23 protein-coding genes are annotated in these 24,149 nt (G+C 36.0%); 7 read left to right on the top strand and 16 right to left on the bottom strand.

The annotated features are described in order from the left end of the window. Positions 1 to 19 precede the first annotated feature (19 nt). From SB717_RS30730 to SB717_RS30740, 3 genes are all read right to left on the bottom strand, one after another. Positions 20 to 856 (bottom strand): metal ABC transporter permease, encoded by an 837-nt coding sequence (locus SB717_RS30730; protein ID WP_410906408.1) that lies wholly within the window; start codon positions 854 to 856, stop codon positions 20 to 22. After that, complete coding sequence (locus SB717_RS30735; protein WP_410906410.1) at positions 802 to 1,509, bottom strand: metal ABC transporter ATP-binding protein; 708 nt, start codon at positions 1,507 to 1,509, stop codon at positions 802 to 804. The genes SB717_RS30730 and SB717_RS30735 overlap by 55 nt, the downstream gene beginning before the upstream one ends. A gap of 66 nt (positions 1,510 to 1,575) precedes the next feature. Beyond that, positions 1,576 to 2,526, bottom strand: coding sequence for a metal ABC transporter substrate-binding protein (locus SB717_RS30740; protein ID WP_410906412.1), 951 nt, complete (start codon positions 2,524 to 2,526; stop codon positions 1,576 to 1,578). A gap of 428 nt (positions 2,527 to 2,954) precedes the next feature. Here SB717_RS30740 and SB717_RS30745 point away from each other — a divergent pair, with 428 nt between their 5' ends. From SB717_RS30745 to SB717_RS30760, 4 genes are all read left to right on the top strand, one after another. Continuing rightward, a complete protein-coding gene (locus tag SB717_RS30745) occupies positions 2,955 to 3,941 on the top strand; it encodes a permease (RefSeq protein WP_410906414.1) in 987 nt (328 codons plus the stop codon). A gap of 14 nt (positions 3,942 to 3,955) precedes the next feature. Then, positions 3,956 to 4,921, top strand: a complete 966-nt coding sequence (locus SB717_RS30750) for a TIGR03943 family putative permease subunit (protein WP_410906416.1) — start codon at positions 3,956 to 3,958, stop codon at positions 4,919 to 4,921. A 519-nt stretch (positions 4,922 to 5,440) separates the two neighbouring features. Then, entirely contained in the window at positions 5,441 to 6,310 is an 870-nt protein-coding gene (locus tag SB717_RS30755) for a permease (RefSeq protein ID WP_410906418.1), read from the top strand. Positions 6,311 to 6,325: 15 nt separating this feature from the next. Continuing rightward, positions 6,326 to 7,171, top strand: a complete 846-nt coding sequence (locus SB717_RS30760) for a TIGR03943 family putative permease subunit (protein WP_410906420.1) — start codon at positions 6,326 to 6,328, stop codon at positions 7,169 to 7,171. 136 nt (positions 7,172 to 7,307) lie between these two features. On the opposite strand, the gene SB717_RS30765 is transcribed toward SB717_RS30760, so the two are convergent. From SB717_RS30765 to SB717_RS30800, 8 genes are all read right to left on the bottom strand, one after another. Further along, positions 7,308 to 7,943, bottom strand: a complete 636-nt coding sequence (locus tag SB717_RS30765) for a YcnI family copper-binding membrane protein (RefSeq protein WP_410906422.1) — start codon at positions 7,941 to 7,943, stop codon at positions 7,308 to 7,310. Positions 7,944 to 7,967: 24 nt separating this feature from the next. Beyond that, positions 7,968 to 9,572 (bottom strand): copper resistance CopC/CopD family protein, encoded by a 1,605-nt coding sequence (locus SB717_RS30770; RefSeq protein WP_410906424.1) that lies wholly within the window; start codon positions 9,570 to 9,572, stop codon positions 7,968 to 7,970. 318 nt (positions 9,573 to 9,890) lie between these two features. Beyond that, positions 9,891 to 10,742 (bottom strand): aldo/keto reductase, encoded by an 852-nt coding sequence (locus SB717_RS30775; RefSeq protein WP_410906426.1) that lies wholly within the window; start codon positions 10,740 to 10,742, stop codon positions 9,891 to 9,893. Between the two features lie 96 nt (positions 10,743 to 10,838). Further along, the gene (locus tag SB717_RS30780; protein ID WP_410906428.1) at positions 10,839 to 11,822 is read right to left on the bottom strand and encodes an aldo/keto reductase; all 984 of its coding nucleotides are present in this window, start codon (positions 11,820 to 11,822) and stop codon (positions 10,839 to 10,841) included. Between the two features lie 268 nt (positions 11,823 to 12,090). Then, positions 12,091 to 12,738, bottom strand: a complete 648-nt coding sequence (locus SB717_RS30785) for an NAD(P)H-binding protein (RefSeq protein WP_410906430.1) — start codon at positions 12,736 to 12,738, stop codon at positions 12,091 to 12,093. Between the two features lie 66 nt (positions 12,739 to 12,804). Beyond that, positions 12,805 to 13,101: an HPr family phosphocarrier protein gene (locus SB717_RS30790; protein WP_410906432.1), complete on the bottom strand. Its 297-nt coding sequence runs from the start codon at positions 13,099 to 13,101 to the stop codon at positions 12,805 to 12,807. 93 nt (positions 13,102 to 13,194) lie between these two features. Beyond that, complete coding sequence (locus tag SB717_RS30795; protein WP_410906450.1) at positions 13,195 to 13,938, bottom strand: SDR family oxidoreductase; 744 nt, start codon at positions 13,936 to 13,938, stop codon at positions 13,195 to 13,197. A gap of 99 nt (positions 13,939 to 14,037) precedes the next feature. Continuing rightward, positions 14,038 to 15,210 carry an MFS transporter gene (locus tag SB717_RS30800; protein WP_410906434.1) on the bottom strand — a complete coding sequence of 391 codons (1,173 nt, stop codon included), beginning with the start codon at positions 15,208 to 15,210 and terminating at the stop codon, positions 14,038 to 14,040. A 285-nt stretch (positions 15,211 to 15,495) separates the two neighbouring features. On the opposite strand from SB717_RS30800, the gene SB717_RS30805 reads away from it, so the two are divergent. After that, a complete protein-coding gene (locus SB717_RS30805; protein WP_410906452.1) occupies positions 15,496 to 16,413 on the top strand; it encodes an AraC family transcriptional regulator in 918 nt (305 codons plus the stop codon). 107 nt (positions 16,414 to 16,520) lie between these two features. Here the strand turns inward: SB717_RS30805 and SB717_RS30810 are convergent, their stop codons facing one another. From SB717_RS30810 to SB717_RS30825, 4 genes are all read right to left on the bottom strand, one after another. Beyond that, a complete protein-coding gene (locus tag SB717_RS30810) occupies positions 16,521 to 16,736 on the bottom strand; it encodes a cold-shock protein (protein WP_410906436.1) in 216 nt (71 codons plus the stop codon). 274 nt (positions 16,737 to 17,010) lie between these two features. Continuing rightward, a complete protein-coding gene (locus SB717_RS30815) occupies positions 17,011 to 17,688 on the bottom strand; it encodes a DUF4405 domain-containing protein (protein ID WP_410906438.1) in 678 nt (225 codons plus the stop codon). 286 nt (positions 17,689 to 17,974) lie between these two features. Further along, positions 17,975 to 18,655, bottom strand: coding sequence for a cytochrome P460 family protein (locus tag SB717_RS30820; protein ID WP_410906440.1), 681 nt, complete (start codon positions 18,653 to 18,655; stop codon positions 17,975 to 17,977). 723 nt (positions 18,656 to 19,378) lie between these two features. Beyond that, a complete protein-coding gene (locus SB717_RS30825; RefSeq protein ID WP_410906442.1) occupies positions 19,379 to 21,265 on the bottom strand; it encodes a PTS mannitol transporter subunit IICBA in 1,887 nt (628 codons plus the stop codon). Between the two features lie 629 nt (positions 21,266 to 21,894). On the opposite strand from SB717_RS30825, the gene SB717_RS30830 reads away from it, so the two are divergent. Continuing rightward, the gene (locus SB717_RS30830) at positions 21,895 to 22,539 is read left to right on the top strand and encodes a DUF7010 family protein (protein WP_410906444.1); all 645 of its coding nucleotides are present in this window, start codon (positions 21,895 to 21,897) and stop codon (positions 22,537 to 22,539) included. A gap of 502 nt (positions 22,540 to 23,041) precedes the next feature. Here the strand turns inward: SB717_RS30830 and SB717_RS30835 are convergent. After that, positions 23,042 to 23,335: a hypothetical protein gene (locus SB717_RS30835; RefSeq protein WP_410906446.1), complete on the bottom strand. Its 294-nt coding sequence runs from the start codon at positions 23,333 to 23,335 to the stop codon at positions 23,042 to 23,044. 451 nt (positions 23,336 to 23,786) lie between these two features. Here SB717_RS30835 and SB717_RS30840 point away from each other — a divergent pair, with 451 nt between their 5' ends. Next, a complete protein-coding gene (locus SB717_RS30840; RefSeq protein WP_410906448.1) occupies positions 23,787 to 24,002 on the top strand; it encodes a DUF5342 family protein in 216 nt (71 codons plus the stop codon). The last annotated feature ends 147 nt before the right edge of the window (positions 24,003 to 24,149 follow it).

Below are 24,149 nucleotides of genomic sequence, written 5' to 3' on the forward strand. Positions count from 1 at the left end.
TAGACTAAAATATTTTAAATTAATGTATCTTTTTATGGCTTGATCGCATTATCATCAATACTACCTTCTGGACAATAAAACCAATAAGTAAAAGAATGACTAGTAACAATGTAATGGTTGCTCCGGGAGGTGTTCCCAGTTCATAAGAAGATGTAAGCCCTAAAAGGATACTAAAAAGTGCCATAGCAATCGCCACTAGAAAGACCATTGTAAAACCTTTTGATAGTTTAATCGCAAAAGCTGCCGGTAGGACTAACAGCGCTGATACAAGTAGCACACCAATTGTTGGAATAATAACTGCTATTGCCATACCTACTAAAATGCTAAAAGATAATGAAAGTAAATGAACATTTACTCCACTTGTTTGAGCCGTGTCTTCATCGAAGGTTATTAAATACAACTGTCTTTTAAAAATAAAAAAGTATAAAAGGATTAGTACGGTAACGCCAGTCATAATGTAGAGTTGTTCATTACTAATGGTCACAATTGAACCGAATAAATATTGTTCAATGTTAGTTGTCATACCGCCTTCTGTGATACTGAGTAAGAAAAGAGCAAAGGATAAGCCTGCTGCCATCAGTATGGCAATGGAGACCTCAGAATAAGTATGGTACGCTCTTCTCATATACTCAATGCCAACTGCTCCGATAATAACGACTAAGAAGCTTGATAGTGTAACGTTAGAATGAATAAAGAAACCGATCGCCACACCAGCAAGAGAGATATGTGACAATGTATCTGCCATTAATGCTTGTCGTCTAAGCACTAAAAATACACCAAGTAAAGGTGCAATAATCGCAATTAAACTTCCTGCCCAAAATGCGCGCTGCATGAATTCCAAGTTAAACATTTCCATCCGCCTTTTTCACCTCTTTCTAGTCGAATAATTTTTGTTAAGTATTTTTCAACTTCGTCTTGTTCATGTGTGACCATCACAACTGTACGGCCATGCCTTTTAACTTGGTGATCCATAAATTGATAAAATGCCTGGCGACTTTCTACATCCATTCCTGTTGTCGGTTCATCTAGTACTAACACGTCTGGGTCTGAAGCGAGTACCCGTGCAATACAAACCTTTTGTTTTTGCCCTCCAGATAAATCGCCAATTTTATGATGTTTAAATTCCCACATACCCACCATTTTTAGTGCATCTTCTACCTTTTGATGATGCTTTACTGTTAGTCGTTTAAACCAATTTCCCTTTTCATATTGACCAGATCTTACTAACTCTAATACAGTGCTTGGAAAACCTACGTTAAACGAGGCAATTTGTTGAGGTACATAGCCAATTTTTAGTTTTTTTCCTTCATGGTTAGTTTTATTGGTTATAATGGTTCCTCGCCACGGCTTCAACAGACCCAGCATCAATCGCAGCATCGTTGATTTTGACGCGCCATTTGGACCAGTAACTCCAACAAATTCACCACTGTCAATGGTAAATGAAACATCTTTTAATATAGGCGTATGTTGGTAACCAAATACGACATCTTTTAATGAAATAAGTTCCATTTTTTCTTCCACCTTCTAATTAAAACATGCGTCTTTAAGATAAAGACGCATGTTTTTTATGATAGTTTACTCAGATAATGACTTTTGCAATTGTTTTAAATTGTTTTCCATGACTTCGATGTAGTCTAAACCCTGTTTTTGTTGTTCCTTGCTTAAACCCTCTAACGTGTTTAACACCTCTGTTTTTGCTCCTACTTCATCAGCCAAGGTTCTTGCTACTTTTGGAGATGTTAATTCTTCAAAATAAATCGTTTTAACATGATGAGTTTGAGCAAATTTCTTCAATTCTGCTAATTTCGCTGCACTTGGCTCTTGTTCAGGAGAGAGTCCTGCAATTGGAACTTGCGTTAAACCATATTGTTTTGCAAGATAACCAAAAGCTGCATGTTGTGTAATCAATTCTTTATTCGGTACATCTTTTAATGTGGATTGATATTTTTGATCTAGATCTTTTAATTGATCAATGTATTTTTCACTATTTTTTTCATAATAATCTTTGTTATCTGGATCTGCTTTTTCAAGTGCTTCTGCAATATTTTTCACTTCTTTTTGTGCAAGAACTGGACTTAACCATACATGTGGATCGTATGCATGAGCTTGCTTACCTTTTTCTTCTTCATCTTCCATTCCATTCATTAATTCAATCCCTGTACTTGCTTTTACAAGCTTTGGTCCCTCACTATTTATACTTTTTTCAATCGATGGTTCCCATGTCTCCATATAAGGGCTGTTGTAAACCACTACATCCGATTGCTGAATATTTTTCATATCTTTAGGAGAAGGCTCCCAATCATGTGGTTCTACCGTCGATGGAATGAGCAACTCCACATCTGCCTTATTTCCAGCTACCTGTTTTGTAAATTCGTACATAGGATAGAACGTAGTTGTCACATGAATTTTTTCATCTGTCGATGATTTATTTGTTTCGTTTGAACTCCCACCTTTAGTTGAACATCCAACCATAAGTGAAAAGCATGCTACTGCTACCACAGCTGTCGTTACATATTTCTTTTTCATGTAGATTCCTTCTTTCTAAAAAAATTATAAATATGTACCTAAACTAGATGTCGTCATTTTATTAGAGCAATCTTACATTTACTAAAAATAAGTTCACCTAGTAAACTACTCAATAATAAATCGTAATTATTACTATTTGCAAGCTTTTTTTCTAAAAATAATACAGGTACATATTGGTTTGCAAAAATTTCTATTAATAAAAGTATTTCATTAACCTTCTAACATAAAGGATGCATAAGGATAAATTTATAGTTCGAACCCTTGGAACTTATGGCTTTGTTGTTACTTATACGTTGTTTCAGTGATTTAACACTATTAATATATTTAAGATTTAAACGTTATTTGTAGTTATAATTTTTTTATTCAATTGCATAATTCATTCGAACTCTAGCATATAGTTCTTGTAAGTGGAGGTGGAATAATAGATTATGACAAACCTATCAAAGTTAAGTAAAGATCTAATTGGTGTTCTGTTGCTACTACTTTTTGGCTATTGTTTTTTGTTTGTTAATATAGATACGAAAGATTTAACTATTCCAGCATCCTTATTGAATGTAAATTCCATTTTTTTAAGTATTATACTTGAAGCTATCCCATTTATTTTGCTTGGTGTATTTGCATCTGCTCTTATTCAAGTATTTGTATCAGAAGAACTCATTCAACGTTTGATTCCAAAAAATCCATATATCGCGCTTATACCAGCTGTTCTTGTAAGTGCCCTTTTACCCGTTTGTGAATGTGCCATTATTCCGGTTATAAGAAGATTGTTAAAAAAAGGAATGCCACTTCATATTGGCGTTGTGATTCTAGTCGGTGCCCCCATTTTAAATCCAGTTGTATTTGCTGCTACTTTTTATGCATTCCAATCAAATATGTCTATCGTATACAGTCGTATAGGTTTAGCTGCTGTTGCTTGTATATTAATTGGTCTATCCGTTTACTTCTTTTTTCGAAATTCCAATCAGTTACGAGATGTATACGTTCACGAACATGAGGACGCAAAAGTAGGTAATAAGTTAAAACAAACCTTGTATCATGCTAGTGATGAATTTTTCGATATGGGCAAATATTTATTATTCGGGGCGCTTGTAGCAAGTCTATTTCAAACCTTTTTAGATAGACAACTATTGACGAACCTTGCAAGTAATGACTATATGTCTTCTGCCGTTATGATGGGATTCGCTTATGTACTGTCACTTTGCTCAGAAGCAGATGCTTTTGTTGCTTCATCTTTTTCTCATACATTTTCACCTACAGCTCTTCTTGCCTTTCTACTATATGGACCAATGATGGATTTTAAAAACACTATTATGCTATTGTCCTTTTTTAAAAAGCGTTTTGTATTTAGTCTTATTCTTATCATTACTGTGATTGTGTATGCTATTGTCATGGCTTATGGAATGGTTAGTAGATAGGAGAAGTGGTATGAATGAGAAAAATTGACCAGCAATTTATTATTTATATAAGGGGGATATTGCTAATTGGTTTTTCACTCCTTATGTTTAAACTCATATTAACAGGCGAAATTGCCCAATTTATTGCTCCTAAAATGATGCCTTTCATATTATTTTCTTCATGTGCTTTTTTTATATTAGGTGTAGTGCAAATCTGGCGAAGTAGTATAAGTACTGACGTATCTTGCGAATGCGGTCACAATCACGTTGAAAAAGGAAAAGTTCAAACTACTCTCATTTACTCTTTGTTTTTATTACCTATTATGACAGGATTTCTATTTTCAAATCATACACTTGACAGCTCAGTTGCAGTAAAAAGAGGAGTAAAGTTTTCAGCTAATATCATTGGCGAGCAACCAGCTCAACAAGGAAGCAATAAAGTTAAATCTATTAATTCCAAAGTAGAAGAATACACGAATAAGGTATTAGCTGGTGATTCAGAAGAAGTACCAAAAAATGTTCCCTTAGAGCATCAAAGTAATATTTCTCCGCCTAAAATCCCACCTAAAGGATTTTATAAATTACTTGAAAAAAAGCTACTAAAACAAAAGAGCATTAATGTAAATAATACAGATTATATTCCTGTGATGAGTATCATCGAAAATAATGTAGATCAGTTTATAGGAAAAGAAATTGAGGTCGATGGATTTGTATACCGTGAAAATGGATTTAAAGATAATCAATTTGTGGTAGCTCGTTTTGGCATATCATGTTGTGTGGCAGATGCATCTGTTTATGGAATGCTATCAACTATAGAGAATGCCTCTACATTTAAAACAGACAATTGGGTTCATATAAAAGGAATAGTTAAAAAAGCTACGTACAATCAAGAGGGTGTTCCATATATTCAAATTCAACAGATTGAGTCCATACACCAACCTGATAACCCATACGTATATGAACTTTATCAAGATGAACAGCTGATAGGTCCTGGTGAATAGAAAGCATTCTATGGTAGATTTACTGTTAAGGATAAGCTATACACCATTAAAATAGTTATATGCTCAAATTATTCTGTTAAACTACTGCAAAATTTATGACTAGAATTAGCAGTAAAAAATTGTTAAATGTATTTTCACCATCCTTTCATTTTTCTATGGTATAGTACAATTGTAAAAAGAAATGCTCGCGTAAATATTAAAGGATATTTGTAGAGAAAGAATATTATATCCAAAGATTTGTTTGAGTTTGCATTTTTTAAAATAATATGGTCTTTATGGTTTTGATTAAGCTCACTTTCCTAGAGACTACTATTTGTTTATGCTATAAAGATAATTTTTTTATTACGGCTATTGTATATATGCATTTTTTGTGAGATAGTCCCCTTTAGGTAAATAGTGTAATTTCACTGTTTGTAAGTGATATTACTCTCTATTTAAAGGGGCTTTTTCTATGTTTAGAAACAAACAGAAAATTCGAATATAAAGCAACATGATTATTTCTTAGTTGGAGTGAGTATAATGAGTTCATCTCTTTTACAAATGAACACCATTTTTATTAGTATCCTAATTGAAGCTCTACCCTTTATATTATTAGGTGTAATTATTTCCGGTATCATTCAAATTTTTGTAACAGACGAAATGATGGCAAAAGCTATCCCTAAAAATAAATTTGGAGCAATTGTTCTAGCAAGTGTAATTGGAGCTTTATTTCCAGCTTGTGAATGTGGAATTGTCCCTATTACGAGGCGTTTAATGGCAAAAGGCGTTCCCTTATATGCTGCTATTCCCTTCATGTTAACAGGTCCTATTATTAATCCTGTTGTCCTGTTCGCAACATTTGTTGCTTTCGGTAACGATTGGAAAATTATGATTGAACGTGGTGTTGTTGCCTTTCTTGTTTCTTTAATAGTAGGTTTAATTTTAGCCTTCCAATTTAAAACACCACAAGTTAAAAATGAATTACATTTACACACTGCTCCCAAGAAAATGAGTGAAAAAATAGGAGAAGCTCTTAAACATACTATCGATGAATTCTTTTCTGTTGGGAAATTTGTCATTATCGGTGGACTAATCGCTGCTGCCATGCAAACTTATGTGAAGACCTCTACTCTCATGGCTCTTGGGCACGGTACAGTATCTTCAAACGTAGTAATGATGGGTTTATCTTATATTTTATCCTTATGTTCTTCAGCTGATGCCTTTATTGCTTCATCATTTCGGAGTACATTTAACGATAGCGCAATTATAGCCTTTCTAGTATTTGGTCCTATGTTTGATATAAAAAATACATTAATGATGTTGAGTCAATTCAAGACAAAATTTGTATTCTCACTATTCGCATACGTGTTTATTCTTGTACTAGTCCTATCTCTACTAATTGTTCATTAAAAAGGAGGGACATTTATGTTTAGGGTTTTAATTTTATTAGGCTTTACTATGATTTTTATGCATCTTCATGCTACTGGAGATATTTCAAAATATATTAATATGAAATATTCATGGATCTCATTCAGCACCATTTTCTTACTATGGTTTCTAACCATTGCAGAGTTAGTGTTTTATATGACAGGAACGGATGAAAAGGATCATGACCATAATGGTGACTGTAGCTGCGGTCATAGTCATGAATCATCAAACAAGTGGAAAAGACGGGCATGGTACCCTCTTTATTTCTTACCTGTATTCACCGTCTTCTTTTTGCCTGTTGCCACTCTTGATTCAAACATTGTTGAGGCAAAAGGATTTCATTTTCCTATTTATGATAAAAAAGACCCTTACTCATCGCATCAGTTTCTTCAACCGGATACGAGTTCATTTTATGGGGAAGATGCATACGATAAAATGATTCATAAAGATTTAAAAAAGTATTCAAAAGGAGATACCCTTAATTTAGAAGATGAAGAGTTTCTGAATGCGATGGAAACTATTTATCGATATCCTGGTGAGTTTACGGGGAAACAAATTAGTTTTAAAGGATTTATGTACCATACGAAAGAATTAAAAGACAATCAGTACTTTTTATTTCGTTTTGGTATTATTCATTGTATAGCAGATTCAGGTGTGTTTGGTATGTTAGTTCAATTTCCAGATGATGTATCATTTAAAAATGATGATTGGGTAACGATTACGGGTAAAGTAAGTACGATGTATTATCAACCATTTAAAAAGACCATTCCAATTGTAAAAGTAACAAAAGTAAAACGTGAAGAAAAACCAGATGACCCTTATGTATATCGTAATAATCAATAAATAAGAGTAGAAAACGCAGGTTAACATTTGTTAACCTGCGTCTTTAGATTGCTGTGCAATCAACCCTTTAATAAAAAGCAAAAGTTACCCCTGATTTTCAAACGAGTTGGCTTATTTTTATATCTTTTTTTAATAATTAGCTCTGCTTCTTTCTTCGTAAACTTAAAATTAATGAAACAATACCTAATAATAATGCAATAATGGAAAGAGTAGTAGGGAGTGCAGCATTTGAGTCATTGGTAGTTTCTTTATTACTAGCAGTGGTTTCATTAGTAGCTGATGTATGAGAATCTCCCTCTGCTCCGTTTCCTTTTACTACTGTTGTAATAGATGCGGGTGTATCTGCATCAGCTGGTCCTTCCCATGCTACTGTTGATCCATCTTTATACGTTTGATAAGCCTTCCAAACAATCTTCTTGGCATTATCGCCTACTTTTCCTTGCATATTAAATTCTCCAAACTCTGTAGGTGACAAACCTGAATTAGTAGCTGTCCATGTCACACTTGTAATCAAACCTGAAGAATCTTTTTGAAGTTCATATTTCCATCCTTCTTTAGGCTCGAATCGAGATATTTCTACGTCTTTTGGAATGTCAATTTTCACTTTTGTAGTTGGAATATTTTTTTCAGTTGGAACGCGTACAGTAAACTTTTCATAAGAGCCTTGTGTCGCTTCTTGAGGATATACGACAACATGAGCACTCGCAGTTCCCGCAAATGCGATTGTTGACAGAACTAATGTAGATAAGAGAGCTGTTACTTGTTTTTTCATTTCTTTTCCTTCTTTCTAAAATCATTATTTAACATCATAAACAACGATGTCTTTATAGATCACAACCTCATCTAGGTTTGAGGTCACAAGCCGTACGGCAATTTGCCATCTTCCCGCATAAGGAATGACAAGGTTGTTTGTTTCATACATCTTATACTGTGATTGTTGTTTCTCTTGATTTTCGTCTTTATTTACTTTTAAGGGCACATCAATTGGTGCAAGCTCTCCTTTATTTTTTGGAGAAAGTGCGACGTCTACAGATTGAATAGAAGATCCATCCTTTGGTAAAGATGCTTTTACCCAGAGAGAACCCTTGCCAGGAGATAAGGTTGACGTTTTTATGAGAAACTCTATGTCTTGCTTGTTTTCTTTCCATACCAAGGGTTCATTATGTGGAACGGGGTTTAAGTGTGTAATCGTTCCTACAATTAATACAATAATCAGCATGAAACTTATATCAGAAATTAAAAACTTTGCAAGGCCTGGTGAATCACTCTTTCTGAGATGTTCTCTAATGAGTATCCCTACACCAGCTACTAACATGACCATAAATATTTTAGCTAACAATAACAGTCCCCATGTGGTTTTAAAGAGTGCTGTTATATCTGGAAGAAGCTTCAATGTGTAAAGAACACCGGAAAGGATTAATAGCATAAGACTCACAAAGGCGATACGCGAAAAAATCGGAAGAAAAGCTAGAGCTTGTTCCCTCTCCTTACGCCAAATTATGAAAAGATAAATTAAACCAGCTGCCCATAAAGAGGCGGTAACCAAATGGACGAAGTCTAAAATTATTGTATAAATTGGCATACTTGATGCTACAGCGTGACCATTTAACGTAGTAGCTACTAATAGCAAACCTACCCATATAAAATCAAACCACTTATTCTTTAGTAGGAAGAGAAACCCTACACACGCAAGAAGAATACAAGTCATCCACGACCAACCAGTAGCAGAATGAATGATAAATATTTTTATTTGCGAAAGGTTAGAATCCTTTAATATCGCGGTAATTTGGACTCCTATACTCATCAGCAAGAAAATGATATAAGCAATTTGGAGGTACCTTACATTCGCTTTATACTTTTGTTTTTGTTGACCTGATTGATAAGGAACATACCATTTCCATAGGACAAAGCCAACTAGCCATAATAAAGCCAGATAATAGAATGTCTCTACTAAAGAAAAACCTATATTATAAAAAGAGCTCTGCTTACCATTTCCGCCTTGATTACTAGTGTCATTTGTAATAGCTTGATCTATTTTTTCTCCTACAGAAAAGACGTACGTTCCTTGTACAAGATGGCTATCTGCAGAAATGACTGAATAGCTAACGGTGTAAATACCTTTTTTGGAAGACGGTACATCTAGGGAAATGGTTTGGTGAGTTGGATTCATTGTTGCTTTCTTAGTAGTAATAAGCTTCCCTTCATCATTGCGTACTTGAAGACTAAAAACACCTTCTCCTAGTCGTTCATTAAACGTCAATGACACCCTATCAGGCATTTGCTTTAGTTGACTTCCTTCTTTCGGTGATGCATCCAAAAGGACTGCGTGTGCTGATACATTAAGAGGAGCACCTAAAGCAAAAAAAGATATGGATAAGAGTAGAGCTATCTTTTTTAACATACATTTTCCACCTATATATTCTTAATTTTTTACTATTCATTCTTAGTATAAGTTTAGCCTTAAACAAAGAAAATCACTCAGTAGAGTGATTTTCTTTAAATAGTAGACAAAAATATTGAACATTTTAGAACAAATGAGAAGCAACACAATGAAGTAGAAAAGCTTTTTTAGGTATTAGGTTCCTGGAACAGTGATTATGTTAACTAGCTTCCTCATGTAATTATTACAACTAATATTCTTATAAATGTTTAATTGAAGAAATAATAAAAGAGAACAACAGAAGTAATCTGATGTCCTCTTTTTTATTAAGATATTTTATTAAATATCAAGTTTACGGGTACCGAGCCATTTTACCATTTCAGGATCTCTATGTGAGAAGAACAAGCTCTCTTCCGTATCTAACGTCGCAATCTTTTCCATGTCCTCTTGGCTTAATTCAAAGTCAAAGATATTAAAGTTTTCAATGATTCTTTCTTTGCGAACAGACTTGGGAATCACCACGACTCCTCTTTGTGTCAGCCAACGTAAAATTACTTGAGCAACAGATTTATTATGCTTTTCAGCAATGGATACTAACACTTCATTTTGAAAAATGTCATTTTTCCCTTCAGCAAAAGGTGCCCAAGACTCAATCTGAACATTGTTTTCTTTCATAAGTTGAGCACTTTCTATCTGCTGGTTGAAAGGATGTGTTTCTACCTGGTTGACAGCAGGAACCACTTCATTATGAGTAATTAAATCGACTAGGCGGTCTGCGTAGAAGTTACTAACTCCAATCGCCTTAATCTTACCCTCGTGATATAATTCCTCCATCGCACGCCAAGAGCCATATACATCACCAAATGGCTGATGGATTAAATACAAATCGATATAGTCAAGTTGTAATCTTTCCAATGACTTTGCGAATGCTTTCTTTGTATTCTCATAACCAGTATCTTGAATCCAAAGTTTTGTCGTAATAAATAGTTCTTCTCTTGGGACACCACTTCGTTTGATTGCTTGGCCAACTTCCTTCTCATTTTGATAAGACGCAGCCGTATCAATTAAACGATATCCTGCCATAAGGGCGTCATAAACGGCTTGTTCACATTCCTTTGGATCTGTCATTTGAAAAACACCAAAGCCAAGTATAGGCATTTCAACACCGTTGTTTAAAATTACTTTTTGCATATAAACTCCTCCTGTTTTTTATATTAATTGTTAAGTCACTTATTTTCGCTCATTTACATTATCTATTATTGGAATTTACTATTGAATTCTCGGCTATTATTTACCAACTCTATTTGCATATTCTGATGGATAGCGATCTCCCGAAATCTCAATTTTAGAGAGTGCTTCTTTCAAATCACTTAGTTCTTGTGTCGTCAACTCAACATCAACTGCACCAAGGTTTTCTTCAAGACGATCTAATTTGCGTGTGCCTGGAATTGGAACAATCCATGATTTCTGAGCAAGTACCCATGCAAGTGATATCTGAGCTGGTGTTGCGTTTTTCCCTGCAGCAATCTTATTTATCAGATCAATTAAAACTTGATTCGCTTCGAGATTCTCAGGTGTAAAGCGAGGAACAATGCTACGGAAGTCAGAGTTTCCGAAGGTTGCATTTTTATCAATCTTTCCGGTAAGGAAGCCTTTTCCTAGGGGACTGAACGGAACGAAGCCAATTCCGAGCTCCTGGAGCGTAGGCAGTAATTCTTCCTCAGGGCTTCTCCACATCATTGAGTATTCACTCTGGATAGCCGTAAGTGGATGTACTAAGTGTGCACGACGAATCGTCTTCACACCTGCCTCGGAAAGCCCCCAATGTTTCACTTTACCTTCTTGTATCAGATCTTTTACTGTTCCAGCTACCTCTTCAATTGGTACATCAGGATCAACTCGATGCTGATAGTATAGGTCAATGGCTTCAACGTTAAGACGTTTGAGTGAGCCTTCGACTGATTGCCTAATCTGCTCCGGCTTGCTTTCAACCACCTGTTTACCATCCACGATTTTAATACCAAATTTAGTAGCAATAACGACATCTCCTTTGAACGGAGCAAGAGCTTCACCTACCAGCTCTTCATTCACATAGGGACCATAAACTTCCGCGGTATCAAAAAAATTCACACCTCGGTCAATCGCTGCATGGATTAGAGAAATCATTTCTTTTTTGTCTGGTGCTGGACCATAACCATGACTCATTCCCATACAACCAAGACCTATAGAAGAAACTTCTAATCCACTTTTTCCTAATGAGCGTTTTTGCATGATTGATCTCCCCTTTTTTGCATTATTATTGCCTTAAATGGTTCTATTATTTAATCACATCCCTATTATGCACCAACTGAGAAAGAAACCGGTATCCCATTCCTCTCAAATGATTGCCTAATTCTCTCAATGCAACTTAAGAGATGAAGAGATATGCATTATAAGGGCGCTATCACGAAGAAAAGAAGAAGGAGGATCTTATTTTATGTCTGAACAATTTATAAACGGCAGGATGATACCTACACAACTGCTATTCCATCTTTATATCTTAATAAAATGATGGCTTCGCCCAATCTGTATCTGGTTCGCCCACTCCAAGACTAGCTTGAAGATATTTATCACTTTTTTCTTGGATAATATCTATTATTAATTGAGTTACTGCTTGGCGAGTAACTTGTGCACCTTTAAAAGGTTCTCCTTTTTGCGTAATCAAATATTTAGTATTATCAGCTTGATTATAAAGCCAAGTTAATCTTAGGAGTGTATAATTCAGACTAGAATTCTCAAGCATCCGTGCAGATTCAATCTGGGAACGCATTCTGGGGCTTCCACCAATCATACGTTTATTCCATTCACCAAAAGCTCCCGGCACCTCATCATAAATTCCAAGAACTGATGCCGCAATTACCCTTCTCACTCCTGCATCATGCATTGCATCAATTATTGTTTTTGTTGATTCTTTATCACCCATGTCATTGATGTATACAAGGTCTACGTCTTTCATAGCATTGACCAGTTCGTCTCTATCTTTAAAATCGCCATCCACAATAAATTCTCGGCTATCATCACTAATAGTTAAACGTTTATGACCGTTTCTTGCATAAAGAACGATGGAATGGTCAGTTTTATTGAGCAATTCATTTGTTAGCATACGGGCTATTTGGCCTGCTGCACCTAAAATTAAAATTTTCATCATACCACTCCTCGTATAATAAATGTTGTTCCTTGAAAACCACCAAGTCCGAGTATAGGCGTCTCAATACTATTGTTTAGCAGTGGAATCCTCTTGTACTAATTTCTTTTTATTCAAATAACCTTCTATTGACTGTAGAGCCTGATGCTCGTCAATCCCTTCTGCCCTTATAGTGATATAAGATCCAGGCATAATTGCTAATGACATAGTGTCCATAAGCGACTTGGTTGAATTTTTTAGATTAACAGATCTTCCCCTATATTCAAGAATTATGGTAGAGGTAAACTTACAAACAACACTTACTAAGAAGGTTGCTGTACGGGCGAATCCTGTATCTGCAATGATTTTATATTGTTTTTCAATCATTCTTCTTCTACCCCCTATAGCCCCTTTTATAAAAGGATAATTAATTAAATAGGGTCAAATTATTTACAATAACCGAAGTTTATTAGTATTAAATTATCTCTCTTGATGTGTAGGACGAATAAGCATTTCATTAATTGCTACATCTGATGGTTGTTCAATGGCGAAAGCAATAGCACGGGCAATGCTTTCAGCGTCAATGGCAACATCTTCATAAAGTTTATCAATTCCAGGTTTTAAATCCATATCGGTAATCAAATTAATTAATTCAGACTGAACCGCGCCTGGTGAGATAATAGTTGAACGAATATTGTTTCCAGCCTCTTCTTTACGTAGTCCTTCAGAAATAGCGCGTACAGCAAACTTTGTTCCTGCATAGACCGTACTTCCAGGACCAACAACATGTCCAGCTACTGAAGACAAATTAATGACATGTCCGGATTTTTGTTCTCTCATGGATGGAAGCACAGCCGCAATCCCATAAAGTACGCCTTTAATATTCACGTCAATCATCTTATTCCAGTCTTCGATTCTCTTCTTATAAAGAAATGAATGTGGCATGACGCCAGCATTATTCACTAATACATCAATTTTCCCAAACTCTTGAAGAGCGTAATCAGCAAGCTCTTCCATTTGTTCATGTGACGTTACATCAGTTACTTTATAAATAGCTTTTCCACCATTTTTTCCGATTTCTTTTTGTAACTGTTGTAAACGATCTTCACGACGAGCTGCTAAGACCAACTTAGCACCTTTAGAAGCAAGTTCTTTAGCTGTCGCCTCTCCAATCCCACTAGAAGCACCTGAAATAATCACAACTTTATCTTTTATGTTAGACATCATTTATACCTATCCTTTCTTATATAAAAAGTAAATTTATTGATTCAGATGATTTGCCCTCTAAAAGCAAATCATCTGATGAATCTATTTTCTCAAACTTCACTGCTGTGCACTTGAGAGCTCACGGCTGCGTCTAAATGAAAACACTCCAATTAATAGAGCAATCACAACTGATGTCGCTCCAACCCAACTGATCTCTAGTATTGACGACCTTCCTGCAACAATACCTCCAATTCCAGCACCCGCGGCAAATCCAAGTTGTACAAAGGAACTGTTCAGACTAAGCACGATACTAGAGGCTTCTGGAGTCAGCGAGACTAGGTTAAAGTTTTGGGTAGGCCCAAACGTCCAAGCAGCGATTTCCCAAATCATGAGCAACGGGAGGGTAATCATTACCCATCCAAAGCCAGAGACAGTAGAAAGCAATACTAGCGAGATGATGTGGACAGCCATGGATCCGACTAGCGTGCGGACGATGCCGATCCGGTCTGCCAATAAGCCACCAACCTTAGAGCCAATCAAGCTCGCGATACCCATAGCTAAAAGAATCATACTCAATTTTTCTTTCATAGTCGGCATAACGGCGGTCAGAAAGGGCGTGATATACGTATTGAGCATTGAATAACTAATAAATACAAAGAAGGTTACACTAAGGGTGAGTGCGACTTTTGGATTCTTCAAGAGTGCAAGACGCTTGCCCAGAGAAACAGCTGCCTCGCTTTCCATGACCGGAATCGTCCGTGCTACGGCAAAGATAGCCAGTAGGCTGAAAAATCCGATGCCCCAGAAGATGACCTTCCAATCATAAGACGAAGCAATCATACGGCCAAGGGGAACGCCGAAGACAAGGGAAGAGCTATACCCCATTGCGACGTTTGCCATCGCTCCACCCTGACGTCCAGGAGCCGCCAGTTTTGCAGCTATACCATAGGCGGTGACAACGAAGACCCCTGTTCCAATCCCTAGTAAAACGCGAGAGGCCATCAGCAATCCAAAGCCTGGAAGAGCAATTACCCCAATGATGCCGAGTAATATAATAGCGAGAGCCAGTAACAATTGCTTACGCTGATCCATCTTCGAGGTTACTACCATGACAAGAGGCGTACCAATTGCATTACCCAGAGCGAATACAGTAATAAGCTGACCTGCGGTCGCTACCGATACATCGACGGAAGCAGCCACTTTATCTAACGTACCTACGATGACGAATTGTGAAGTACCCACTACAAAGCTAATAAGGGTTAACATGTAAATTTTCCAACTATTATTCACTCTGTTCTATCTACTCCTTTATCTATGTGGTGATATATTAAGTTTTATATTTTAAACTTTTTTGTTCTTGTTGAGTTACCAGTAAGGATTCCCTTCTTTGTATCATTATCGCTTTAAATGGTTATATTATTTAACCGCATCCCTATTATGCACCAACTGAGAAAGCAACCGGTATCTCATTCCTCTCAAATGATTGCCTAATCCTCTCAATGCCACTTACGCAATGAAGAAATATGTATTATAATGGCGCTATCACGAGGAAAGGACGAAGGAGGATCTTATCTTATGTCTGAACAAATTTATACACGGCAGAAAGAACTTGCTAAACTTATTGAACGTTATTCAGGGCAGGACGGTAACCACACAACTGCTGTTCCATCTTTATTTTTTACTCGTCTATCTAATGCTGTCGGACCAAGTCATGGAGTTTACAACCCTTCCTTATGCATTATCGTCCAAGGTATGAAGGAGGTATTACTGGCGCAAGAACGCTTTACATACAGTCCAGCTAATTACCTTGTTGCATCTGTTGATTTACCAGTTACCGCCCAAGTCATAGAAGCTTCTCCTGCTGTTCCGTATTTAGCTTTCAAACTTGAATTTACACCAAATCAAATTATGGAAATTTTAGGTAATGTTGAAATCCAAGCTGATTCGAAAAAAACTAAGAAGAGAGCAATGTTTGTCAGCCCAATAGACTCATCCATGTTAGATGCGGTAATTAGATTAGTTCGCTTGCTAGATAACCCTAAGGACATTCCAGTACTTGCACCTCTATTCAAGCAAGAAATTCTCTATAGGGTTCTGCAAGGACCATACGGAGGAACACTAGAACAGATGGCCGTAGAAGGTAGCTATACCTATCGAATTAGAGACGTGATCGAACATATCATGCATAACTATGATCAGTCTTTTCGAATTGAGGATTTTGCAGATATAGCAAGCATGAGTGTTTCTTCGCTCCATAGACACTTTAAAGAGGTCACAGCGATGAGTCCGATTCAGTTCCAAAAACAAATAAGACTACAGGAAGCCCGGCGCTTGTTATTAGCCGAGTCAACAGACGCAGCTGATGTCGCCTTTCGAGTAGGATATGAAAGCCCATCGCAGTTCAGTCGTGAATATTCACGCATGTTTGGACTTCCACCTAGAGAAGATATAAAACGTCTGAGAGAAAAAAATAATCAAAGAATAAACGCTTGAATCCCCTACTCAACAGGCAAGATATAAAAAGATTAAGTAATAAAATAGCCTTACTATAATTTTTCCTAGTAAGGCCTTTCTTGTTGTTTTGAGAATAAAACGTCTTCTCAAATGATTACAACATATTCTGCTTGAATCCCCTGTTGTCCCTTATATTCAAGGTAAGAGACTTTCTGCCCTATTTCTAATGAACTAGAGTTAGATAGATTACGAATAGAACTAAAATGGACAAACAAATCTTCTCCACCATTATCTGGAGAAATAAGTCCAAAGCCTTTCTCATAATCGAAACACTTTATCTTACCTATTTTACTTTCCAACACAATCACTCCTCCGACAATATTATTTATAAGGGGATAATACGATCGAAAGATTATTTTTCGTTAACAATTAGATCATGTAATTTAGAGGCTTCATTAGAATTAGTTGCTACCCCTTTTTTATTTCATATGAAAACGACGGCAGAGATGGCGTATTACATTTGTAATATAAGGAATAGCACCTTTAACTGCTATGCTTTGAATTAACAGATAAATTTATTTAATACCTTCCGATTTTAAATCAATATGAGAATTCCCCATTTTCTTGTTGTAATCCTTAATCTTTTCCAACTTCTGAACGAACAAATTTCAAAGCATAATGAGTCCCACAGATATAGATTCCCATGATCGATAGGTAATCAATTAGAAACCCCATGGCGGAGTTATCTAAGATATAAGAACCAAATGGATCATATATAATTAGCTTGGAACCCAAGCCTCTCTCAAAAGAAGTATGCACTCCATAGACAACAATCAACACCGCCAACACACGTAACACAATTGTACGCATACGGCTCATACCTGTAATGCCCGTCATCTTTCTTACTGCATTGATAATGGTCCCCCAGGACAATCCTATATGTACAGCCATAAAGATAAATCCCCAATATGCAGTCAGAACGTGTATCTGCCGTACAATCATGTCATTATTTATAGGAAAATAGGGAAAGACGTCACGGGAAATCGGCACGGAGCTTATCACCACTACAACCATAGATACAAGAAAAAGCAGATTGACCACAATTTTAAGAATACGTCGTACATTGTACTTTCCCCTAATAATTGTCTTATACCATCGTCGATTTAAAATATTATGGAAAATAAACAGCATAAACAGGACAGCCCCAACCAGTTCATGGATTGCATTACCAGTAACATGGTAAGCCATTACCACTAACATGAGAACTGTCATAGCAAGGTCAATGACCAGCCTGATTAATATATTTCGATTCAAAAAAGTTCTCCTCTTTCTAGTTTAAGTACTCACCTTACAATGCACTACCTGAGTAGACAGCGTATGCCATACGCAAAGATTTAAGAAACCACTCACTTAATCCTTAGTAAAGTAATCCTCTTTTTTTACCAAATTAGTCATAGCACCCACTGTTTCTTCTATAGGAACAGTGGGGTATAACTATAATCTGAATTCTACTAGGCTGAAGGGTGGCAGCCTCAACAAACTACCACCGTCACTGGTTCGTGTTTCCCTTTGGGGAACTTCAAATGGAAACACACATCCCTCAGTTCTTCTCGCGATGAAAATAAAATGTTAAAAGAGTATTCTGAATTATTTCCCCTTTTTTCTCGTCATCGATTATTTCATGATTATCACCTATGGCATTTACCTCCCAGCCCTCCATAGGGATACCTGCGAACCTGGATTCTGTACTGCTGTCCTTCGATCCTGTAAGTTCATAACTCTTCATCTCATCTAACGTATTCGCGAAGTCATCCCGTTCCTGATTCGCGTGGCAGGTAAAGCAGCGACCGACGTCTTCCTCGTAATCAACTGACCTGTCGCCATTAAATTCCTGGTATAGCCAATCCCCATTACGCGGGGTATCGGGGGGGTTCTGGTCGCCCCAGCCATCGCGCTTTTCCATCACGAAGATTTCAGAAAGCTCTTCATCCTCATAGATCTCGAGAGTGATTACGGTGCCACTCGGGATGGGCTGGCCATTCTGCACAGCTTCGATTGCTTCCCGACTCGTGTAAGCCTCCTCTCTGACATTTCCTCGATTCACAGTCGCGTAGTTCACACCCTTATCGTAATTGTCAGGGAATTTGACAAGTTTACGGTCGTACTCAGAGGGATCCTGTTGGGAAGTCTCATTTGTGTCATTTGTATCATCGTTCCTGTTGCAAGCGATAAGAGTGAGGGCCACCACCAATGCTAGGATCGGAAATAATAGTTTCTTCATACTGTTTTCCTCCTACAAGTTTTTCTGCTTAATGCGTATTCATCACCGTTACTTAGCACATTTTTAGTCTTCCACTTCAACAGCATCCAAACTTCCGTTCAGACTCAGACAACTCAGCAGAATTGAAGAAATTTCTACACCACTTTTCCTAGTTCACAATTTTTTATGATCATCACCTCAAACTTTTGTATTATTTATTTAACATTCTTATTATCAATCAAATAAAAAGACAACTGTTATCCCATTCCTCTCAAATGATTGCCTAATCCTTTCGCCACTACTTATTCAACAGTTTGGTTTTAGACTTAAAGTGCTTGATGGAGAACGAGGGTGAACCAATATACGCGTAATCCTCTGATAAGTTCTTTAATTCGAGAAAAAATGAAACAAATTTAAAAAACCTTACTACACATTTCCAAGTAGTAAGGCTCTTCATTTTAATCTAAAATATAACAACTTTTTGGCTCTTATACATGGGCCCCCATGTTGGTCGTCATGGTTGAATTCCCTAAAGATTGTTTATACAAATTTGGTATATGAAAATTTTTTCTACACACTATTCAAATATTAAGGGGGTCATAAGGAAAGTATTTTATCATTTACTTAAAGGTTTAGATTTTCCATGAGTTTTTCTTTTTTTATTAAGGAGTAGATTCACATAACGAAAGCTCTAGGAATCATCGATAAAAGAATAGAAAGGCATGAACATGCCTTTCTATCCCCTTAGTTATTTTGAATAATAGCCATTAATTCTTTGGCTGATTTTGTATGAACCATCTTTTCAATATTAGCCATATCTGAACACGTAATAGCAATACCTGATAAAATCTCTAAATGCGTACCGTCCTTTCCTGCGATTCCAAAAATCAAACGAACTTTCTGACCGTCAAAATCAACACCTTCTGGCACTTGGATCACAGTAAACCCTGATTTTAAAACGTTCTTTTTTGCTTCTTCTGTACCATGCGGAATGGCTACATCATTCCCCATATAGGTAGATGTTATATTTTCACGTTCAATCATCGCTTCAACATAATTCCCTTCTACATATCCACCTCTTACTAACACGTTGCCTGCAAATCGAATAGCTTCCTCTTTCGTTGAAAATTGTTGGTTTAAGAAAATGTTTGCCTCAATTAATAAGTCATTATTATGATCTATGTTTTCTTCTAAAGACACTGCTGTTTTTTCTTCTGTCCCATGAACAATATCACTATTTTTTAATTGATTAATTAATTTGTCATATTCCGGACTAGATAAGAAGTTCCCAACAGAAATATGATAAGCGTTTGGTACCTTATGTTGCGCTCTTGGCGTCAGCTCTTCTTGAGTAATAACGATTTGAGCATCATTTGGAATATTACTAACGGCAGTATTGGTAACCATAATATCTAAATCTGTTTGCTTTATTTTCTTACGGAGAAGTGAGGCGCCCATTGCGCTCGATCCCATGCCTGCATCACATGCAAAAATAATTTTCTGAACGTTTGTTGGTAGTTCTCCTTGTTGTTTTGTAAAATTCTCTGTTACTGGACTTTTCCTGCCTTTCATTGCCTGCATTTTGCGAGCAGCTGCATCTAAATCTTCCCTCTGCGTGCCTGTTTTTAGGATAATGGAAGAAGCAATAAAAGATACGCCTGCTGCTACAAGAACACCCGCAATATTCGCAAAATATCCCCCTGGCGGAGTAGCAGCTAAAAAAGCTAAAATACTTCCTGGTGACACAACAGCTTGTAATCCACCATCTAATAAAACAAATGTGAATACGCCACTCATTCCACCTAGGATTGCACCTATAATTAATAATGGGCGCATTAAAATATATGGAAAATAGATTTCATGAACTCCACCAACAAATTGAATAAGTGCTGCTCCTGGTGCAGATTTTTTCGCTGTCCCTTTTCCAAAGAAACTATAAGCAAGTAGAACACCAAAACCAGGACCAGGGTTTGCTTCAAGAAGCAACAAGATTGATTTACCACTCGTTCTAATCTGCTCTGCACCAATTGGTGAAATAATCCCATGATTAATGGCGTTGTTTAAGAATAGAATTTTAGCTGGTTCAATAAGAATACTAGTAAGAGGAAGTAAATGTTTAGCTAATAGCCAATCTACCCCGACAATAAGCCATCCAGTGAAAGCATCTATAGCTGGACTCGCCCCCAAAAAGGCTAAAATCGCTAGGATTCCTCCAAGGATACCTGCCGAGAAATTATTAATTAACATCTCGAATCCTGTTTTGACTTTACCTTCAATAAACTGATCAAATTTCTTAATAACATAACCACCGAGTGGTCCTATAACCATTGCTCCAAGGAACATTGGAATATCAGAGCCAACAATAACACCCATTGTGGCGATGGCACCTACTACCCCACCCCTTTGGTCGTGCACTATTTTCCCACCCGTATAACCAATTAATAATGGCAGTAAGTATGTAACCATTGGATCAACTAACTTGGCAAGGTTTCCATTGGGAAAAAAGCCGGTTGGTACGAAAAAGGCTGTAATTAATCCCCACGCAATAAATGCTCCTATGTTTGGCATAACCATTGAACTTAAAAAGTTGCCAAACTTCTGTACCGATACTTTTATGTTTGATTGAGCCATATGCTTTCTTCCTTTCTATTTTGTATTTAAATTTATAACAACTAAGTATGTAGCGCTTACATTTAGAATGTTAAATTAAACCCTAGGTGTATACAATAAATAGAACAACTAATCTTGTCTTACTCTATAAAGACACAAGTTTTATTGCAAGAATTAGATCTATTGAAAGAGGTATATATATGAATTAGTTCTTGTGTAATCATTCCTAAAAATTAATGAATTAATTCCAGGGCCTTAGTACTTCTATAAAGAATATTTTATAAGGACTAGCATATGTATAAAAGGTGTACTTTTTATACATTTTTTCTTCACACACACCTGAAGAGATCGCCGTCACATCAACGATGTATAAAAAACAGCATACTCCGGAAAGAGTGGTTATGGTAACTAAATTCGTATACGATATACAGCTTAAAAACAGAAAAAACAACTGGGTCCAATCAGTTGTTTTTTCTGTTTCATGAATGATAATCAATGTTTAGCTGACGTTACAGAGCGTCTTGAGTAGTTTGCTCAATAAACAAATTTTTATTCATCATAGATAGTTTCAATAGAATAAGTTATACAATTGGTTTATAAATTATAAACATAGGACAACTTAGATTGAAATAAAAAGGAGGTTATAATGTATGTCCCAAACTACCATTCCCAGAGCTGCTGTTCGTGGTACAGCTTCTGGAGGTATCTTCATGGCTTTTTTTGGCACTCTTTGGGCAGGAATTGGAATTAGAGGAATGCAAGGGTGGGAATTTCCTGTACTTATCACCCTATCTTTATTGATTGGAGTCATATTATTTATCAGTGCAATTGCATTAATAAAGAATTCTCGTCAATTAACTAATGAAGTAATTAAAAAGGATGGGGATCGTTGGAGAAAAAAGAATAGATGGTTCGGTATTATTTTCAGTTTAGAAGGTCTTTTTATTGCTATTGCTGCTTTTATTTGCGTATCTACTAATCACCTAAATTTGTTTGTTCCTGTTATGGCCCTTATTGTCGGTGCTCATTTCTTCCCTCTAGCATCCCTGTTTCAAGTTCCAATTTATTATATTACGGGGACACTTCTTTGCTTACTTGCAACTATTGTCATGTTAACTTTTCCTGTGAAAATAACAATAAGCGATCATCAAATTATGGCATGGTGGGTATCTGTAGGTTTTGGCTCAGCTCTAATATTATGGGGAACTGGAGTAATAGTTTGCCTCAGAGGATTTAGGCTGCTTAGTATGGCCCAAAGTGGAGCTGAAAATAATAAAGTATCTACCCGATTATAATGTACTTTTTACTACCGATAATTCACACTAAATAGTAGGTAAGAAAGGGCATAGCAAAAGGAAAGACAGAAACAACAAAGTATGTAAGAAAAACCTTAGGAAGCTTTTGATGATTAGCTTCAAAGTAAATACAACGAAACCTAAATGACCAAAAGATAGAAAAAGCCCTTTCCTTGTAAAAAGGGCTCTTTAGCACGTTATTATCGATAACACTCATCATGGTAAGTAGGTTTTATACTATTTATAAAAACAAAAAAGCACAGACCACTATATATGGTTTATGCTTTGGGCTAAGGAATAACACTAAAAGAAAGATTGTCTAATAATACATTAACAATGTAACGCTTTAAAGTAAAGAGTTACATTGTTCCATATTATATTCTCGTTACTTAAGTAAACAGTAAATTAGCTTATAAAAAATATGAATTTTATTATTTACTCTATCTGACGACAAATATGAACTTGTTCTTCAAAATAAATAGTAGTTAAAAGGTTTTATCATTCAATTAATGATATAGATTCTCCATATGTTCTTCTTTTTGCTATCTATAAAATGACTCCATCTTTCTCCTTGGCTAATATAATCATTAAACGTAGCATTCTTCATTACAATATGACCTCCACATTTATCTGCCAATTGTTTAGCAGACTCTTCATCAATGGGAAATGCTAACGATTCATCATTAGTAAATTCATAACTGGATACCTCTTTCTTTTTTACATTCTTATACGAATGATATACGTAATATAATTTACCTAACCTTATAAAATAGTATGGATACTCTCTGTTAGGCAACTTATTTCCCTCCATTTCTGCATCCTTCCATTGCTTTATAAGTCACTATTACTATATTACTTGGACTTAAAAAGGTAAAATCCTTCTACGCCAAAGGGTTTCCTTTTTCATGTGTTCCGGAAAGCGTGATTATGTTAAGCGTAATGGTTTGATACAATTCCCCATAATCTACTTCCTTTTGAGTATATATTCAAGACTAATAATAAAATATTCTTTTTTCATCTCATGTTTATTATTGGTTTGAATCCCAATAATTGTTTTATCTTTACTTTCTAAGAGGATTTTAAACTTTCTCTCAAACCCTTCTAAGACTGAATAATTATAATAGAAAATGTACAGCTAATTACTATTCTAAATTTAAAATTAAATAAGTTTTGAAATGTTATACGTCCACTAATGAATTTCTATAACGAAATGAAGTTGGAAGGCAGACTTTTTAGGAGGGATTTAATTGTTTAAACAGTTTAAAATTAAATCATTATTTGAGGGACAATTTCATCAACGTTACCATCTTACAATGAGGTTATTAAATTCTGACTACCAAGCAATATACTTTAAAGGGCAAATACAATGGCTAAACCCTCTTCCTAGAAATGATTTTCCACAAAAAGAATTCGGCACTATAGAAGCGAATGTCCATAAATTAATGTCTTATTATCAAGGTTAATAGATAAATATATAATACTTCTTCTATATAGAAAATGTTCTTATAGTAATAATCCAAGAAACTACCTCCATTGAACTGAACCCAAAAAGTTAGACCCTTTATCTAAGCAGCGAATGAGGATTGAATTCTGTATTCTACAGGGGTCAA

It is taken from the genome of Priestia sp. SIMBA_032 (assembly GCF_046535215.1).
Classification (GTDB): domain Bacteria; phylum Bacillota; class Bacilli; order Bacillales; family Bacillaceae_H; genus Priestia; species Priestia aryabhattai.

Excerpts from the sequence above, each read along its gene's own strand:
- SB717_RS30825 (WP_410906442.1), bottom strand. The coding sequence starts at position 21,265 with ATGGCTCAATCAAACATAAAAGTATCGGTACAGAAGTTTGGCAACTTT.
- SB717_RS30820 (WP_410906440.1), bottom strand. The coding sequence starts at position 18,655 with ATGAAGAAACTATTATTTCCGATCCTAGCATTGGTGGTGGCCCTCACT.
- SB717_RS30790 (WP_410906432.1), bottom strand. The coding sequence starts at position 13,101 with ATGATTGAAAAACAATATAAAATCATTGCAGATACAGGATTCGCCCGT.
- SB717_RS30780 (WP_410906428.1), bottom strand. The coding sequence starts at position 11,822 with ATGCAAAAACGCTCATTAGGAAAAAGTGGATTAGAAGTTTCTTCTATA.
- SB717_RS30750 (WP_410906416.1), top strand. The coding sequence starts at position 3,956 with ATGAGAAAAATTGACCAGCAATTTATTATTTATATAAGGGGGATATTG.
- SB717_RS30740 (WP_410906412.1), bottom strand. The coding sequence starts at position 2,526 with ATGAAAAAGAAATATGTAACGACAGCTGTGGTAGCAGTAGCATGCTTT.
- SB717_RS30795 (WP_410906450.1), bottom strand. The coding sequence starts at position 13,938 with ATGTCTAACATAAAAGATAAAGTTGTGATTATTTCAGGTGCTTCTAGT.
- SB717_RS30755 (WP_410906418.1), top strand. The coding sequence starts at position 5,441 with ATGAGTTCATCTCTTTTACAAATGAACACCATTTTTATTAGTATCCTA.
- SB717_RS30745 (WP_410906414.1), top strand. The coding sequence starts at position 2,955 with ATGACAAACCTATCAAAGTTAAGTAAAGATCTAATTGGTGTTCTGTTG.
- SB717_RS30730 (WP_410906408.1), bottom strand. The coding sequence starts at position 856 with ATGGAAATGTTTAACTTGGAATTCATGCAGCGCGCATTTTGGGCAGGA.
- SB717_RS30785 (WP_410906430.1), bottom strand. The coding sequence starts at position 12,738 with ATGATGAAAATTTTAATTTTAGGTGCAGCAGGCCAAATAGCCCGTATG.
- SB717_RS30775 (WP_410906426.1), bottom strand. The coding sequence starts at position 10,742 with ATGCAAAAAGTAATTTTAAACAACGGTGTTGAAATGCCTATACTTGGC.
- SB717_RS30770 (WP_410906424.1), bottom strand. The coding sequence starts at position 9,572 with ATGTTAAAAAAGATAGCTCTACTCTTATCCATATCTTTTTTTGCTTTA.
- SB717_RS30760 (WP_410906420.1), top strand. The coding sequence starts at position 6,326 with ATGTTTAGGGTTTTAATTTTATTAGGCTTTACTATGATTTTTATGCAT.
- SB717_RS30735 (WP_410906410.1), bottom strand. The coding sequence starts at position 1,509 with ATGGAACTTATTTCATTAAAAGATGTCGTATTTGGTTACCAACATACG.
- SB717_RS30830 (WP_410906444.1), top strand. The coding sequence starts at position 21,895 with ATGTCCCAAACTACCATTCCCAGAGCTGCTGTTCGTGGTACAGCTTCT.
- SB717_RS30805 (WP_410906452.1), top strand. The coding sequence starts at position 15,496 with ATGTCTGAACAAATTTATACACGGCAGAAAGAACTTGCTAAACTTATT.
- SB717_RS30765 (WP_410906422.1), bottom strand. The coding sequence starts at position 7,943 with ATGAAAAAACAAGTAACAGCTCTCTTATCTACATTAGTTCTGTCAACA.